The sequence below is a fragment of the Qaidamihabitans albus genome (assembly GCF_016464705.1).
In the GTDB taxonomy this organism is placed as follows: Bacteria; Actinomycetota; Actinomycetes; order Mycobacteriales; family Pseudonocardiaceae; genus Qaidamihabitans; species Qaidamihabitans albus.
On the sequence record NZ_JAEHOB010000001.1, the window covers coordinates 82,497 to 97,993 of the forward strand.

Here is a 15,497-nt window from a genome sequence, read left to right on the forward strand (position 1 = left end):
CGAGTGAAGGAGAAACCGGCATGGGCGAGAACCGCGTTGCGGGGGTGGGCCCCCGCGAGGGAGCCGGCAACAGCACGGTGAAAGTGGCCATCGTCGGCGTCGGCAACTGCGCGGCTTCGCTGGTCCAGGGCGTCCACTACTACCGCGACGCCGACCCTGCCGCGCGCGTTCCCGGGCTGATGCACGTCCAGTTCGGCGGCTACCACATCCGCGACATCGAATTCGCCGCCGCGTTCGATGTGGACGCGAAGAAGGTGGGCCGTGACCTGTCGGAAGCGATCGTGGCCAGCGAGAACAACACGATAAAGATCGCCGACGTGCCGCCGCTGGGCGTTCCGGTGCAGCGCGGGCACACGCTGGACGGGCTCGGCCGCTTCTACCGCGAGACGATAGAGGAGTCCGACGAGTCGCCGGTCGACGTCACCGCAGCGCTGCGTGCGGCCGAGGTGGACGTACTGGTGTCCTACCTGCCGGTCGGCTCCACCGAGGCGGCCAGGTTCTACGCGCAGGCCGCGCTGGACGCCGGGGTCGGCTTCGTCAACGCCATGCCGGTGTTCATCGCCTCCGACCCGGAGTGGGCCGCCAAGTTCCAGCAGGCCGGGGTCCCGATCGTCGGTGACGACATCAAGTCCCAGGTCGGGGCGACCATAACGCACCGTGTCCTCGCACGGCTGTTCGAGGACAGGGGCGTCCAGCTCGACCGCACCATGCAGCTCAACGTGGGCGGCAACATGGACTTCAAGAACATGAAGGAGCTCGACCGGTTGGAGTCGAAGAAGATCTCCAAGACGCAGTCGGTGACCTCCCAGGTCGATCGGGACCTGGGCAAGGGCAACGTGCACGTCGGCCCTTCGGACTACGTCCAGTGGCTCGACGACCGCAAGTGGGCCTACGTCCGGCTGGAGGGCCGTGCTTTCGGTGACGTGCCGCTGAACCTCGAGTACAAGCTGGAGGTGTGGGACTCCCCCAACTCGGCGGGCATCATCATCGACGCGGTGCGGGCGGCGAAGATCGGCAAGGACCGCGGTGTCGGCGGCCCGCTGCTCTCGGCCTCCTCGTACTTCATGAAGTCCCCGCCGGAGCAGTACGACGACTCCACCGCACGCGACTCCGTGGAGAAGTTCATCGCGGGCGAAGTGGAGCGCTGACCCCACCTCGCCGCATCGATTGCCATGAACGACCCGTTACTGGCACTTTTCGCCAGTAACGGGTCGTTCATGGCAGTTCCGTCAGTGGGGGAGTTCGCGCAGGGTTCGGGGTAGCTCGGTGACGTCGGGGATCGTGACGGCGACTCGCGCCAGCACCTCCGGATCGGGTGGGAAGTGCGGGTTCGGCACGCCGACGACGGTCATCCCGGCCGCCAGCGCCGCCCGCAGGCCGTTGGTCGAGTCCTCCACCGCCACGCAAGCGGCCGGCCGCGCGCCGAGCCGCCCTGCCGCCTCGAGGTAGACGTCCGGCGCGGGCTTGCCCGCCCGCACCTGCTCGCTCGACACCGCCACCGGCACCAGATCCGCGGCACCGGTCGCCGCCAGGAACGCGTCGATCAGCACCGGTGGCGACGAGCTCGCGATCGCCACCGGGTACTCACCGGCCACCGTCCGCAGCGCCCCCGCGGCGCCGGGCAGCACCGGAGGCCCTTCGGCGTAGCGTGCCGCCATCCGCTCGATCACCACCTCCGCCGCCTTCTCCGGAGAAAGCCGCGCCCCCAGCTCCTCCACCAGGTAACGCGCCCATTCCGGGGTGCTCATGCCCTGCTGCGCACGGGTCGCCTCCGCGGTCCAGCGGCCCCCGTGCTCGGCGACCACCGACCTGCGTACCTCGTCCCACAGCTGTTCGGAGTCGACGAGCACGCCGTCGAGATCGAAAACCACCGCCTCCATGCCCGCAGCGTACGTGTGCGACAGGTGCGGACCATCGTGTTCGGCGCCCTGCCGCGTCTGGTGGCCGGTGCCCTGCTCGCCGTACGCTGCGGCATGCCGGGCCCGCACGGCGTTCGTCCCGCGTTAACTTGGAATACCTTGCGGGCTTGCTTTCGGCACATACGGTCACACTCGTTCCCCTGACTGAGTGACTTGGAGGCCCCGTGTCCGTCGCCCCGAGACGGCTCCTGCCGCTGTTGAGCTCCCACCGCACCGGCCGGTCCGCTGTCACCTGCGAGTACCGCTGCGGCAACGCGTGCGCACACCCCGCGCCGAACGAGTCCGACAACGCCTACTTCGGCGATGTCGTCAAAAGCGTGCTGTCGCGGCGTGGCGCGTTCAAGGCGGGTGCCGCGATGGCGGCGGCCGCGAGCGGGTTCGCCGCCCTCTCCGGTACGGCCTCCGCGACCGGAGCCGTACCGCCCGCCCTGGCCGGCCGGGACCGTGGGAACGGAGGCAGGCCCGTACCCGGCACCGACTTCGACCCGGTGGCGCCGAATACCGAGGACGCGGTGATCATCCCGGACGGTTACGCGCAGAACGTGGTCATCCGCTGGGGCGACCCGGTCCTGCCCGGCGCGCCCGCGTTCGACTTCGGCAACCAGAGCGCGGCGGCCCAGGCGAAGCAGTTCGGCTACAACAACGACTTCGTCGGTCTCATCCCGCAGGACGCGCTCGGCCTGCGCGGCCTCATGGTGGTCAACCACGAGTACACCAGTGAGCCCATGATGTTCCCCGCCGGCACCTACGACCAGGACAACCCGACCGAGGAGCAGGTGCGGATCGTCTGGGCGGCGCACGGGCTCTCCGTGGTACAGACCATCCGGCATCCGCGCGGCGGGCTCAAGGTCGTACCGAGCCGGTACAACCGCCGCATCACCATGGACACGCCGTTCGAGCTCCGTGGCCCCGCCGCGGGCTCCGACTACCTCAAGACCTCGGCGGACCCGGCCGGGCGCACCGTCCTCGGTACGCAGAACAACTGCGCGGGCGGCGTGACGCCGTGGGGCACGGTGCTCTCCGGTGAGGAGAACTTCAACCAGTACTTCGCCAACGCGGGCGGTGTCACCGACCCGGTCGAGGCGGAGCGCCTGCGCCGCTACGGGCTCTCCGGGGCGGCGAGCCGTCGCAAGTGGGAGCGGTTCGACCCGCGCTGGGACGTCGCACAGGAGCCGAACGAGCCGAACCGCTTCGGCTGGGTCGTCGAGATCGACCCGAACGACCCGCACTCGACGCCGGTCAAGCACACGGCGCTCGGCCGCTTCAAGCACGAGGGCGCCAACGTCAAGATCACCAGGGACGGGCGGGTCGCCGTGTACTCCGGTGACGACGAGCGCTTCGACTACATCTACAAGTTCGTCTCGAACGGCAGGTACAAGAAGGGCCGCAGCGCGCACGCCCGCAGGCACAACATGAGCCTGCTCGACGACGGCACGCTCTACGTGGCCCGGTTCAGCGGGGACAGCCCGGCCGGCGAGATCGACGGCAACGGTACGTTGCCCTCGGACGGCGAGTTCGACGGCACCGGCGAGTGGATCCCGCTCGCCAGCGGCGACAGGTCCTTCGTGGACGGTTTCACCGCCGAGGAGGTCTACATCTTCACGCGGCTGGCGGCCGACAAGGTCGACGCCACGAAGATGGACCGCCCTGAGGACATCGAGGCCAACCCTGTCAACGGCCGGATCTACGCGGCGCTGACCAACAACAGCGACCGGGGCGCCGCGGGCAAGGCGGGCGTCGACGAGGCCAACCCGCGCAACGGCAACCGCAACGGCCAGGTGCTGGAGTGGGAGGAGAGGCACGGGGACGCCGCCGCGACGCGGTTCTCCTGGCGCCTGCTGCTGGTCTGCGGTGACCCGGCTGCCGCCGACACCTACTTCGGCGGCTTCCCGAAGGACCAGGTCAGCCCGATCTCCTGCCCGGACAACGTCGCCTTCGACCGGCACGGCAACCTGTGGATCTCCACCGACGGCAACGCGCTCGGTTCCAACGACGGCCTGTTCTCGGTGCCGGTCCAGGGTCCGCGGCGGGGCCAGGTCAAACAGTTCCTCACGGTGCCGATCGGCGCGGAGGCCTGCGGACCGGTGGTGACCGACGACGTCGTGCTCGTCGCCGTGCAGCATCCCGGTGAGGGCGGCAGCCCGGCCGATCCGGAATCGAACTGGCCGGACGGCGGTGACTCGCAGCCCCGCCCTTCGATCGTGTCGGTGTGGCGGCAGGGCCGTGGCCGCAGCAGCCGGATCGGCGTCGACTGACGCCCCAGGTCAACGCTCGTGAGTGCGCACGCGAGTTAGAACTCGTGTGCGCACTCACGAGTCCTGGGCGGGCGCTACCGTGGACGGCATGGCTGATCAACCGCTCGCCCTCGTGACCGGAGCCTCGCGCGGGATCGGTGCCGCGACCGCCCGCGCGCTCGCTCCGACGCACCGGCTGCTGCTCGGCGGGCGCGACGAGGACGCCCTCGCCGCGCTGGCGGGTGAGCTGCCCGACGCGCGGCCGTGGCCGGTCGACCTCACCGACCCCGCCGCCGTGCGGGCAGCGACGGCGGAGATCGGTGAGCTCGACGTGCTGGTGCATTCCGCGGGGCTCGCGGAGCTCGGCACGGTCGAGGAGTCGGACGCCGGTGTGTGGCGGCGCAACTTCGAGGTCAACGTCGTGGCGGTGGTCGAACTCAGCCGGATGCTGCTGCCCGCACTGCGGGCCGCCTCCGGGCACGTGGTGCTGCTCAACTCGGGTCAGGGCCTGGCCGCCCGCGCGGGCTGGGGCGCCTACGCCGCCAGCAAGTTCGCGCTGCGCGCGTTCGCCGACGTGCTGCGTGCCGAGGAGGAGGCCAACGGCGTCCGCGTGACGTCGGTGTTCCCCGGCCGGACCGACACCGAGATGCAGCAGGCCGTGGTGGCGAGCGAGGGCGGCGACTACGCCCCGGACAAGTACCTGCGGCCCGATTCGGTGGCGGCCACGGTCCTGGCGGCGGTGTCGGCGAGTCCCGACGCCCACCTCACCGAGCTGACCATCCGCCCCCGCCCGGCGCGCTGACCGGCGCCGCTCCGCCCGGCCGTGTCCCCAATGTGGCACCGGGTGCGCTCAACGCAACCAACGCCGCATTGGGGCAGGCATTCAGCCGCGCAGCCGCCTGGCCGCACTGGCCACACCCGCCTGCGCGGCCGCGCGATCCACCTGGGTCGGCTCCCCCGCGGCGACCACCTGCTCCCCGGCCACCCACACGTCCCGCACCCGCCGCGACCCTGCGGCCCACACGAGGTTGGCCAGCAGCTGCTCGTCCGGCACGTCGAGGCCCGTGGCGAAGGCCGGATCGTCCAGGTCGATGTGCACGACGTCGGCCCACCGCCCCGCTTCGAGCGAGCCGATGTCGTCGCGGCCGAGTGCCTCGGCGCCGCCGCGCGTGGCCAGCAGCAGGGCGTCCGCCGCGGTCAGCGCGGTCGAGTCCCGTGTGGACAGGCGGGCCAGCATCGCGGCGAGCTGGACCTCCTCCCACAGGTCCAGGTCGTCGTTGCTGGCCGGTCCGTCCGTGCCGAGTCCCACCGGCACCCCCGCCGTCCGCAGCTCGGCGAGCCGCGCGATGCCGGAGGCCAACTTCGCGTTCGAGCCTGGGCAGTGCGCCAGGCCCGCGCCCCGCGCGGCGAGCAGGGCGATGTCCTCATCGGATAGGTGCACGCCGTGCGCGGCGATCAGCCTGCCGTCGAGCAGTCCGACCCGATCGAGCAGGCGCGGGACGGAGCCGTGCTCCGCGCGTTGCCGCTCGTCCTCGTCTGCGGCCTCCGCGACGTGGATCTGCACCAGCGCGCCCCGCGCCAGGGCCGATTTCGCGATCTGCTCCAGCGCCTCCGCGGGCAGCATGTACGCCGAGTGCGCGGCGTACGACAGCTCGATCCGGTCACCGGCGCCGAAGCGCAGGCCGTCGGCGTCGATCCACCGCTCGGTCTCGGTGATCATGGAGCGCCAGTCGAGGCCCGGCAGGTCGATGATCGGCCCGCCGAGCACCACGCGGGCGCCGGTGGCCAGCACGGCACCGGCGATCTGCTCCGCGTGGAAGTACATCTCGGCGCTGGTCGTGACGCCACGGGTGAGCATCTCCACCGAGCCAAGCAGCATCCCGGCCCGCACGTCCTCGGGCCGCAGCCTGGCCTCGGCCGGCCAGACCACCTCGCGCAGCCAGCGCAGCAGCGGCAGGTCGCCGCCCATTCCGCGCAGCAGCACCATCGGGCTGTGCGCGTGCGCGTTCACGAGTCCGGGCAGCAGCAGGCCCGGCAGGTCGGTCACCCGCGCGTTCCCGGCCGCCGGTGCGGCGCCGGCGGGCCCGCAGTAGGCAATCCGGCCAGCGTCGTCGATGTCGAGTACGCCGTCCCGCACGACCGAGCAGCGGGGGTCGGCGGGCAGGACGGCGGCGGCACGCAGACGTTGGATCATGCCGGTGATCCTAGCGACGTCACTCGTCGTCGAGGATGCCGTTTCGCCAGGCCCAGGCCGCGATCTCCACGCGGTTGCGGGCACCGATCTTGCTCTGCACGGACGCCAGGTGCGTCTTCACCGTCGACAGCGAGAGGTACAGTTCGGTGCCGATCTCGGTGTTCGTCAGCCCGCGCGCGGCCGCCCGCACGACGTCCAGCTCGCGCGCGGTCAGCGGCTCGGCGGGCTGCTCGATCTCCCGTGGTGGTGACTGCCCGGCGAAATGCCGCAGCAGCCGCACGGTGATCTGCGGCGACACCAGCGCGTCGCCCCGCTGTGCCGCGCGCACCGCCTCGATCAGCAGCCCGGGGCCCGCGTCCTTGAGCAGGAAACCGGACGCGCCGTTGCGCAGCGCCGTGTGCACGTACTCGTCGAGGTCGAACGTCGTCACCACGACCACCTTGAGCGGATCGGCCACGTCCGGCCCGGCGAGCTGCCTCGTCACAGCGAGACCGTCCATTCCAGGCATCCGGATGTCGAGCAGGCACACGTCGGGGCGCAGCTCCCGCGCCTTGCGCACCGCGTCGACGCCGTCCGCGACATCGGCGACGACCTCGATGTCGTCCTGTGCGGACAGGATCATGCGGAACCCGATTCGCACCATGTCCTGGTCGTCGGCGATCAGTACCCGGATCATTCAGCTCCCTCGCCCAGCGGCAACCACGCCTCGACCACCCAGCCACCTGCGGGCCCCGGCCCGGCCGAAAGCCGCCCGTGCAGGAGCTCCACCCGCTCGCGCATTCCGATCAGACCGTAGCCGCTCGATCCCCCGGCGGACGGTTCCGCACGCCCGTCGTCGCTGACCCGGATGTGCAGCTCGCCCGCGGTGACCCGCACCGAGACCAGCACCCTGGTCGCACCGTTCGCGTGCTTGCCGATGTTGGTCAGCGACTCCTGCACCAGCCGCAGTGCCGAGCGAGCGACCTCCTGCGGCAGGTCCGGTGGCAGGTCGAGGTCGGTCTCGGTGGGCACGCCGTGGTTGCCCGCCTCGACCAGCCTGCGCAGGTCGGCGGCCAGCTCGGTGGTGGCCTGCTCGCTCAGCTCGCTGCTGCCCGCCGGGGCGTCCCCGCGCATGCTGCGTACCAGCCGCCGCATGGCCGTCAGCGCCTCGCCGCCCGCGCGCTCGATCTGGCCGAGCGAGTCCGCCACCACCCTCGGGTCCTGCTCGGCGAGCATCCGCGCCGCCTGTGCCTGGACGACGATGCCGGTCACGTGGTGGGCCACGACGTCGTGCAGCTCCCGCGCCAGTGCCATGCGCTCGGCGGTCTGCGCCTCGCTGACCGCCGCCTCGACCGCCTGCGTGCGCTCGGAGTCCCGCGCCTTCAGGAACAGCCCGGTGGCCACCGCGACGCCGAGCAGCAGCAGCGTGGCGACGAACAACCCGCGCAGCGAGTCGGCGTCCCGGGTCGGCACGGCGCTGACGGCACCGGCGGCGACCACCACGGTGAGCACGGCGATCCCGCCCGCCGCCTGCGCCGGCCGCACCTGGCGAACGAGGAAGACGACCACCGCCACGCCCGCGACCACCTGGGTCAGCGGGAAGCCGCCGAGGCTGACATAGGGGTCCCGGACGTAGGTGAGGTTCAGCGCCAGCGAGCACAGGAACATGAGCCCGGCGAGGCCGAGCGCCGACTGCATCGGGTACCTGGCGGCGAGCAGTGCCGCGACCGCCGCACCCGCGGAGGTCGCCAGCACGAAGATCCCGATGAGCCCGGCCGACGCGGCGAAGTACGTGTCCAGGAACAGCGTGAGGGTGAGCACGCCCACCAGCGGCCACTGCGCGCTCAGCAACTTCGTCACGTCGTTGCGGGTGCGGGTCGGTACCGGCTTGCGCAGCTGAAGCGCGGCCACCACGGTGAGCGCCAGCAGCACAAACCCCGTCAGCAGCGGCTGGAACAGCGTCCTCGCGGTGATCATCGGTTCGCGGCCGGTCACGGCGATCAGGCCGGCGACGACGACCGTCAGCGTGGTGACGAAAGCCGGCCCGCCACGGACCGCGCGGACGCAGAAGAACACCAGTTCCAGCCCGGCGACGGTCTCGGCGAACGAGATGTTCGCCAGCAACGCGGTGTACGGGGTGGCCGGGGTGAGCCGGATCAGCACGCTGCTGGCCACGAGCACGCCCGCGCCCGCCCACGCGGCGGACACCGGCTGCCGCCGCGCCCACAGCGCACACGCCGAGAGCGCGAGGATGCCCGGCAACAACAGCAGGTCCGAGCCGGTCGCGCCGATGCCGTCGAAGCTCGCGGAAACGGTGATGGCGAGGTCGCAGAGCAGCGCGGCGAGCAGTACGACGCCGGGCAGGCCGAGCCACTGCAGCGCCGCGGCGGCCTGGCGCGAGGCGGCGTTCGGCGAATCCGGCACACCATGACCGTAGAGGATTGCGGACGGGCCGCACCTTGGCCGACGGGCCGCACTCCGATCGGCCGATCGGCCGATGGCACGCGGCCGGATCGTGGCCGTCCGTCCGAAGTGCCGCAACCCCGCCCCGCGCGAACCTCCCTGTCGAGATCATCGACACCCAGGGAGAACGCGGTGCAACCACAGACGACGGACCCGCACGGTCCACTGCGGACGGCCGGAACATCGGTGCTGTCCGGGCGCGGGCTGGTGAAGCGCTACGGCGCGCAGCACGCGCTGGCCGGAGTGGACATCGACATCCAGCCGGGCGAGGCGGTTGCCATCGTCGGCCCCTCCGGTTCGGGCAAGACGTCGCTGCTGCACGTGCTGGCGGGCATCCTGCGGGCCGACGCCGGCGAGATCCATCTCGCGGGCCAGCGGATCGACCAGCTCGGCGAGACCAGGCGCGCCGAGCTGCGGCGCACCGAGTTCGGCTTCGTCTTCCAGTCCGGCATGCTCGTCGCGGAGCTCAGCGCCGAGGAGAACACCGCGCTGCCGCTGCTGCTCGGCGGCTCGGCGCGCAAACCGGCGCTGACCGCGGCGCGGCGGTGGCTCGACCGGCTGGGCCTCGGGGGCAAGGAGGCGCGTAGGCCGGGCGAGCTGTCCGGTGGCGAGGCGCAGCGGGTGGCGATCGCGCGGGCACTCGCCCACGAGCCGAGGGTGATCTTCGCCGACGAGCCCACCGGCGCACTGGACACCCGCACCGGACGGGACACGATGAACGCGCTGCTGAACGCCGCGGCCGAGACCGGTGCGGCCGTGGTGATCGTGACCCACGACCGTGATCTCGCCGATTCGGTGCCCCGCACCGTCGCCATCCGCGACGGCCGGATCGACGCGGGAGGGGCCGCGGCATGAACAGCTTCCGGCTCGCGCTGCGGGTACTGCGCGCCGACCCGCGCACCCGGACGTCGGCGATCCTCACCGGTGTCGGCGTCGCGGTGGCGACGGGGCTGGTGCTGCTGCTGGTGAGCCTGCCGTTCGCCACCGAGGCGCGCGGCGAGCGGTCGTCGTGGCAGGGGCCGTCCTACCAGTCGGGGGAGGACGGCCCCGCCACGATCGCGCTGGCACAGAGCAGCGACTACACGAACGGGGAGAAGATCACCCGTGTTGATGTCGCCGCGCTGACCGATCCCTCGGCGGTGCGGCTGCCCGCCGGTGTTCCCGAGTTCCCGGCTCCTGGCGAGGCACTGGTGTCCCCGGCGCTCGCGCGGCTGATGGACGGGCTGCCCGCGTCGCAACTGGCGGACCGCTTCGGCGGGGACGTCGACGGCCTCCTCGGTGCCGACGCGCTCGCGTATCCGGGCCAGCTCGTCGCCCTGGTCGGCCACGAACCGGCGGACATGCCGGAGACGACGATGCCGCAGCAGGGGTTCAGCACCGCCGGTGCCGGGCAAGATCCGCTGCTGCAGTTCCTCGCCGGGGTGGGGGTCGTGGTGCTCCTGGTCCCGAGCCTGGTGCTGGTCGCGTCGTCGGCGCGGCTGACGGCCGCGCGCCGCGAACGCAGGCTCGCCGCGCTGCGGCTGGCCGGTGCGACGCCACGGCAGGTGGTCGGCATGGTGGCGGCCGAGACCACGATCGCCGCCGTCGCCGGTGCGCTGCTCGGCTTCGTGGCCAGCCCGGTGCTGCACGCGGCCGCGGCGCAGGTGCCGTGGGACGGCGGCACCTGGCAGCCCTCGGACTTCACGCTGGCACCGGCGATCTCGATACCGATCGTGGTCGCGCTGCCCGCGCTGGTGCTGCTCGCCGCCGTACTCGGCCTGCGCCGGGTGGTGTGGACGCCGCTCGGCGCCACCGGCTCCCACCAGCGCAAACCGTTGCACTGGTGGCGGTTGCTCGCCGTGCCCGTCGCCGGGCTGCTGTTCTTCGGCGCGATCACGGTGACCTCGGAGGGCGAGGGCGGCACGTTGCTGGTGCTCGGCGGGCTCGCCACCGTGATCGGCGCGGCCGTGCTGGCCGGGCCGTGGATCACCTCCGCGATCGGCGGCATCTTCCTGCGCGTGTGGCGCAGACCTGCCGCGCTGCTTGCCGGGCGGCGGCTGCGGGAGGACCCGAAGGGCGCCTACCGGGCCTCCGCGGGCGTGGTGCTGGCGGTGTTCACCGGGTCGATGGCGCTCACCCTCCTGCCGACCTTCGAGTCGCTGGCCGGATCGGCGTCCCCGTTTCAGGACTCGGTGCTCTACGTCTCGACCCGCGCCGATGCCGCCGAGCGGATGACCGAGCAGGTCAACCGGGAGCTGGCCAGGTACGGCCAGGACGAGCGGGCCGTCGCGATCGGCGAGGTGTTGCTGGTCGACCGGCAGGGCACCGCGGAGAGCGCCCTGGTGCTGGACTGCACCTCCGCGGGCCAGTTGCTGCGACTGGACATGGGTGGCGCCTGCGCGGGCACGCCCGGTGTCTACAACGACTACCCGATCGAGCTGGACCACGTCACCGTGACTGGCGCCGCGGACCCGCGGCAGCCGGGCGAACCGTTCGCCGCGGACACCCCGATGCGGCCGATCCGGACGACCTCGCCGGACGTCGTCGGCACGCCGATCATCGACCCGGCGGTGCTGCCTGCCGGGGTCGCACCGGAGACGGCGACGGTGGCGGTGCCGACCACACCGGCGAATCGCGAGGTGGTGCGGACCGCGCTGGCGGGTGCGGCGAACGGAGCGCAGGTGCAGAGCCGGGAGATGCGGCTGGCGGATCAGCAGACCCAGCTGTCCGACCTGCGCCGGGTGACCGTGATCGGGCTCGTGGCCGCCGCCGTGCTCGCCGGGTGCAGCGCGGCCATCGCGGCGGCCGGATCGGTGCTCGATCGGCGCCGGACGTTCGGCGCGCTGATCGCGGCGGGCACGCCGGTGCGGGTGCTCGCCAGGGCACTGCGGACCGAGGCCGCGATGCCCGCGCTGGTGGCGACGGTCGGGGCAGGCGTAGCCGGGGTGCTCGTCGGGATCGGCCTGTTCAGCCTGTTCGAACGGGGCGCGGTCGTGCTCAGCCCGTGGATCCTGGCGCCGGTGGCGCTGGGCGCGCTCGTCGCCGTGCTGGCGGCGTCGGTGTGCCGTCCCGCGCTGAACCGGGTGCGCGCCGAACCGCTCGCCGAGGAATAGGTCACGGCCTGCCGGTGCCGTGCGTGGTCAGGCGCTGCGTGCAGAGCCGCAGGGCCTGCCGCAGTGCCTCGACCTGCTCGGCGTCGAGGTCGGCGAGCATCTCGTTCTCGATCTCGTCGACCTCGTGGTCGAGCCTGCGCAGCTCGGCCTCGCCCTGTTCGGTGAGCCCGATGCCGAGCACCCGCCGGTTCGCCGGCGAGGGCGCCCTGGCGACGAGGCCGCGGCGTTCCAGGTTGGCGATGAGTTCCTGCATGGTCTGCGGGCTGACGAACGAGCGGCGGGCGAGCTGGGCCGACGACATGCCGGGCACCCCGCGCAGCGCGGTGAGCGCCGTGTACTGGGCCGTGGTCAGCCCGTGCGGCCGCACCGCCGCGTCCAGTCGCGCCCGTACCGCCAGTTCGAGCCGTTTGACGAGGTAGGCCGTCCGCACCAGGCCGTCCCCCGGCTGTTCCGCACTCACCGCCACACGCTAGCCGAATCACTCACGAACGAAGATGAGGTCGTGGCTGGTGCGGCCCTCCGCCTCGGCGCGCTGCTCGAACTTCGTCACCGGACGCCACTCCGGCCGCGGCGCCCAGCCGTCGAACCGGTTGCGCAGGGCGGGCTCGGCGGAGCACACGTCGAGCATCTGCTCGGCGTAGTCGGCCCAGTCGGTGGCCAGGTGCAGGGTGCCGCCGCGGGCGAGCCGGGAGGCAACCAGCGACACGAACTCCGGCTGGATCAGCCGCCGCTTGTGGTGCCGCTTCTTCGGCCACGGGTCGGGGAAGAAGATGCGCACGGCATTCAGCGACTCCGGCGCGACATGCTCGCCCAACAGCGTCACCGCATCGCCGCGGAGCAGTCGCAGGTTCTCCACGCCCAGCTTCTCGGCGCGCAGCAGCAACTGGCCGAGCCCGGCCTCGTAGACCTCGACGGCGACGTAGTTGACCTCGGGTGCCGCGGCGGCGAGCCGCGAGGTCGTCTCTCCCATGCCGGAGCCGATCTCCAGGACCACCGGTGCCGGCCTGCCGAACCACGCGTCGAAGTCGATCGGGCCGGGCTCGAGGTCGGACACCTCCCGGCCGATCGAGGGCCACAGCTGCTCCCACGCCCGCTGCTGGCCGACGGTCATCCGGCCGCCGCGCTTGACGTAGCTGACCACGCTGCGCAACCGGGGCTCCTGCTCGCTCTCCACGAGCCGCACCCTAGCCACGCGGGCGCCGGGTCAGCGCACCGCCTCGAACTCCCCCAGCCGCGCGCGGAGCCCGGCCAGCCCCGCCACCGCGATGGGCTCCGGCGTGCCGCGGCTGTGGGCGGGCAGCACGTCGATCCAGCCGGGATGCCGGTCGGTGTTGAGGATGGTGGTGGGGATGCGGTGACCGGTCCGGCCGCCCTCGGAGGGCATGAACTCCCAGTAACCGGACTCGCCGTCGGCGGCCCACGGCACGTACTCCCAGCCGGGCCGGGTACGCAGCAGCTTGTCGATCCGGTCCTCGATGCGGAAGCCGTCCTCCCGTGACGGCAGTCCGCCCGCGGCGACGGCGCGCAACCACCAGGGCGAGGGCACCGGGTCGCCGTTCACCCGCGCGGCCCGGTACAGGGCGAGCACCCGGGTCTCCGGCGCGCGGTGCACCCACGCCCGTCGCATCTCGGCCGGGCTGGTCGTGGACGTGGCCACCAAGGGAAGCTCGATCGCTCGTGACCATTCGAGTTCGACCATGGGCTCCAACCGCGGGGTCCGGTCCGAGCCGACGGTCAGCGAGTTGCCATCCGTGTCGATGTCGATTTCTGCCACCGCCAAGGGTCACCTCCAAAGGTTTCCTGACGGGCTAACCACAGTATTCCCTGGTCAGCGCCGCTCGTCAGGTCCAAGTGGGGGACCCCACAGCGGCTTAACGTGGCGTTGATCCGCACTGTGCGGTAGAAACCGCATCTTTCACGCGTCGCGGCGAACTGCTGTCCACACGCCCGCGGCGAGCAGGAGCAGGCAGATTCCCGCGAAGTATGCGCCGTAGCCGAGCGGTCCGAGCGGCAGCTCACCGAGACCGAGCGCGGGGCTGCCGACGTCGCTGCCGACGAACTGGCTCGCCGCGAAGAACGGCAGCCATACGTAGATGTCGTCGCCGATCGTAGGGATGAGCACCACCAGACCCTCGACCAGCTGGGTCCACACCAGCGCGACGGCCAGCCCGAGGGCCGTGTTCCGCAGCAGCAGCCCGATCCCCACGCCGAGCACCGCGGTCAGCAGGTAGACCGGACCCTGGCCGGCGACCGCGCGCCAGTCGGCGGCACCGTCCAGCGCCAGCTCGGCCCCCGGTTCGAGGAGCATCGCCAGGCCGAGGGATCCGAAGCCGACCGCGAGCCCCACCACCGCGGCCAGAATGCCGACCACGGTCGCCTTGGCCAGCAGCACCGGTGCGCGCGAGGGCACTGCCTGAAACGTCGTGCGGGCGGTGCCCCAGTGGTATTCCGTGGTGACCACCAGTACCCCGAGCACGAGCAGCACGGTGCGGCCGAACGTCGCGCCGGCCTGCGACGAGCCGACCGTCAGGGCGAAGTCGTCACCGGCGAACCCCACGAAGAGCGCGGCGAACCCGAGGGAGGCCACCACCGCGATGGCCGTGCACCACCAGGCGGCCTGCGTGGTGGCGAGTTTGATGCGTTCGACGGCGAGCAGCGTGATCATGCGCCTTGCCCGGCGTGGTACTCGACGGCCTCGCCGGTGAGCTGCATGAACGCCTGCTCCAGCGAGCCACGTTGCGGGCTCAGCTCGTGCAGCGTGGCTCCCGCGGCGAAGACCAGCTCGCCGACCTCGTTGCTGTCCATACCCGAGACGAGGATGGCGCCGTCCTCCTCCTCGAACGTCGCGCCGTAGCCGCGCAGCGCCTCGCGCACGGCGTCCAGCTGTGGGCTGCGCACCCGCACGGTCTGCTTGGTGGCGCGGTCGATGAACTCGTCGGTGGTGCCCTGGTAGATCAGCCTGCCCCGGCCGATGACCACCAGATCCTGTGCCGTCTGGGCCATTTCGGAGAGCAGGTGGCTGGAGACGAACACCGTGCGGCCCTCCTCCGCCAGCGTGTGCATCAACCGCCGGATCCAGTGGATGCCCTCGGGGTCGAGGCCGTTCACCGGCTCGTCGAACAACAGCACCTCGGGGTCGCCGAGCAGGGCCGAGGCGATGCCGAGGCGTTGCAGCATGCCGAGCGAGAAGCCACCGGCCTTCTTGTTCGCGACACTGGTGAGGCCGACCAGCGCCAGCATCTCGTCGACCCGCGGTTGCGGGATCTCGTTCGAACGGGCGATCCAGCGCAGGTGGTTGCGAGCGGAGCGGCCCGGGTGTCGCCAGGCCGCGTCCAGCAGTGCGCCGACGGTCCGAAGTGGATGATGCAGGCGCCGGTAGTGCTCACCCTTGATGCGCACGTCACCCGAGGTGGGCCTGTCCAGGCCGAGGATCATCCGCATCGTCGTGGACTTGCCCGCGCCGTTCGGGCCGAGGAAGCCCGTGACCCGGCCGGGGGTCACGTCGAACGAGAGTCCGTCGACCGCGAGCGTGTCGCCATACCGCTTGGTGAGCCCGTGCGCCTCGATCATCCCCTGATCGTGCCATCGCAAGAGCGTGCTCGCACGGACGGACCGG

14 protein-coding genes are annotated in these 15,497 nt (G+C 72.0%); 5 read left to right on the forward strand and 9 right to left on the reverse strand.

Annotation, left to right across the window (positions count from 1 at the left end):
- Positions 1–20 precede the first annotated feature (20 nt).
- Positions 21–1,148: an inositol-3-phosphate synthase gene (locus tag JAP66_RS00395; protein WP_199428944.1), complete on the forward strand. Its 1,128-nt coding sequence runs from the start codon at positions 21–23 to the stop codon at positions 1,146–1,148.
- Positions 1,149–1,229: 81 nt separating this feature from the next.
- On the opposite strand, the gene JAP66_RS00400 is transcribed toward JAP66_RS00395, so the two are convergent.
- Positions 1,230–1,880, reverse strand: a complete 651-nt coding sequence (locus JAP66_RS00400) for an HAD family hydrolase (RefSeq protein WP_199428946.1) — start codon at positions 1,878–1,880, stop codon at positions 1,230–1,232.
- A 203-nt stretch (positions 1,881–2,083) separates the two neighbouring features.
- On the opposite strand from JAP66_RS00400, the gene JAP66_RS00405 reads away from it, so the two are divergent.
- Together JAP66_RS00405 and JAP66_RS00410 are read left to right on the forward strand one after the other, a co-directional pair.
- On the forward strand, positions 2,084–4,174 hold the full coding sequence (locus JAP66_RS00405; RefSeq protein ID WP_199428948.1) for a PhoX family protein: 2,091 nt from the start codon (positions 2,084–2,086) through the stop codon (positions 4,172–4,174).
- A gap of 88 nt (positions 4,175–4,262) precedes the next feature.
- Positions 4,263–4,955, forward strand: coding sequence for an SDR family oxidoreductase (locus tag JAP66_RS00410; RefSeq protein WP_199428950.1), 693 nt, complete (start codon positions 4,263–4,265; stop codon positions 4,953–4,955).
- A gap of 81 nt (positions 4,956–5,036) precedes the next feature.
- On the opposite strand, the gene JAP66_RS00415 is transcribed toward JAP66_RS00410, so the two are convergent.
- The 3 genes from JAP66_RS00415 to JAP66_RS00425 are packed head-to-tail and all read right to left on the reverse strand — an operon-like array spanning position 5,037 to position 8,750.
- A complete protein-coding gene (locus tag JAP66_RS00415; protein WP_199428959.1) occupies positions 5,037–6,347 on the reverse strand; it encodes an amidohydrolase family protein in 1,311 nt (436 codons plus the stop codon).
- A gap of 19 nt (positions 6,348–6,366) precedes the next feature.
- Positions 6,367–7,023: a response regulator gene (locus JAP66_RS00420; protein WP_199428961.1), complete on the reverse strand. Its 657-nt coding sequence runs from the start codon at positions 7,021–7,023 to the stop codon at positions 6,367–6,369.
- Positions 7,020–8,750: a sensor histidine kinase gene (locus JAP66_RS00425; protein ID WP_199428963.1), complete on the reverse strand. Its 1,731-nt coding sequence runs from the start codon at positions 8,748–8,750 to the stop codon at positions 7,020–7,022. Before JAP66_RS00425 ends, JAP66_RS00420 begins: the two co-directional genes overlap by 4 nt.
- Before the next feature lie 225 nt (positions 8,751–8,975).
- On the opposite strand from JAP66_RS00425, the gene JAP66_RS00430 reads away from it, so the two are divergent.
- Complete coding sequence (locus tag JAP66_RS00430) at positions 8,976–9,644, forward strand: ABC transporter ATP-binding protein (RefSeq protein ID WP_199429991.1); 669 nt, start codon at positions 8,976–8,978, stop codon at positions 9,642–9,644.
- Positions 9,641–11,881, forward strand: coding sequence for an FtsX-like permease family protein (locus JAP66_RS00435; protein WP_199428965.1), 2,241 nt, complete (start codon positions 9,641–9,643; stop codon positions 11,879–11,881). The genes JAP66_RS00430 and JAP66_RS00435 overlap by 4 nt, the downstream gene beginning before the upstream one ends.
- Position 11,882: 1 nt before the next feature.
- Here JAP66_RS00435 and JAP66_RS00440 read toward each other — a convergent pair whose 3' ends face one another.
- The 5 genes from JAP66_RS00440 to JAP66_RS00460 form a co-directional block, all read right to left on the reverse strand.
- Positions 11,883–12,341 carry a MarR family winged helix-turn-helix transcriptional regulator gene (locus tag JAP66_RS00440; RefSeq protein ID WP_307849377.1) on the reverse strand — a complete coding sequence of 153 codons (459 nt, stop codon included), beginning with the start codon at positions 12,339–12,341 and terminating at the stop codon, positions 11,883–11,885.
- An 18-nt stretch (positions 12,342–12,359) separates the two neighbouring features.
- Positions 12,360–13,055 (reverse strand): tRNA (guanosine(46)-N7)-methyltransferase TrmB, encoded by a 696-nt coding sequence (trmB, locus tag JAP66_RS00445; RefSeq protein WP_199428968.1) that lies wholly within the window; start codon positions 13,053–13,055, stop codon positions 12,360–12,362.
- 30 nt (positions 13,056–13,085) lie between these two features.
- The gene (locus tag JAP66_RS00450; RefSeq protein ID WP_199429992.1) at positions 13,086–13,580 is read right to left on the reverse strand and encodes a hypothetical protein; all 495 of its coding nucleotides are present in this window, start codon (positions 13,578–13,580) and stop codon (positions 13,086–13,088) included.
- 216 nt (positions 13,581–13,796) lie between these two features.
- A complete protein-coding gene (locus tag JAP66_RS00455) occupies positions 13,797–14,546 on the reverse strand; it encodes a hypothetical protein (protein ID WP_199428970.1) in 750 nt (249 codons plus the stop codon).
- The gene (locus JAP66_RS00460) at positions 14,543–15,451 is read right to left on the reverse strand and encodes an ABC transporter ATP-binding protein (protein ID WP_199428977.1); all 909 of its coding nucleotides are present in this window, start codon (positions 15,449–15,451) and stop codon (positions 14,543–14,545) included. The genes JAP66_RS00455 and JAP66_RS00460 overlap by 4 nt, the downstream gene beginning before the upstream one ends.
- Positions 15,452–15,497: the final 46 nt, after the last annotated feature.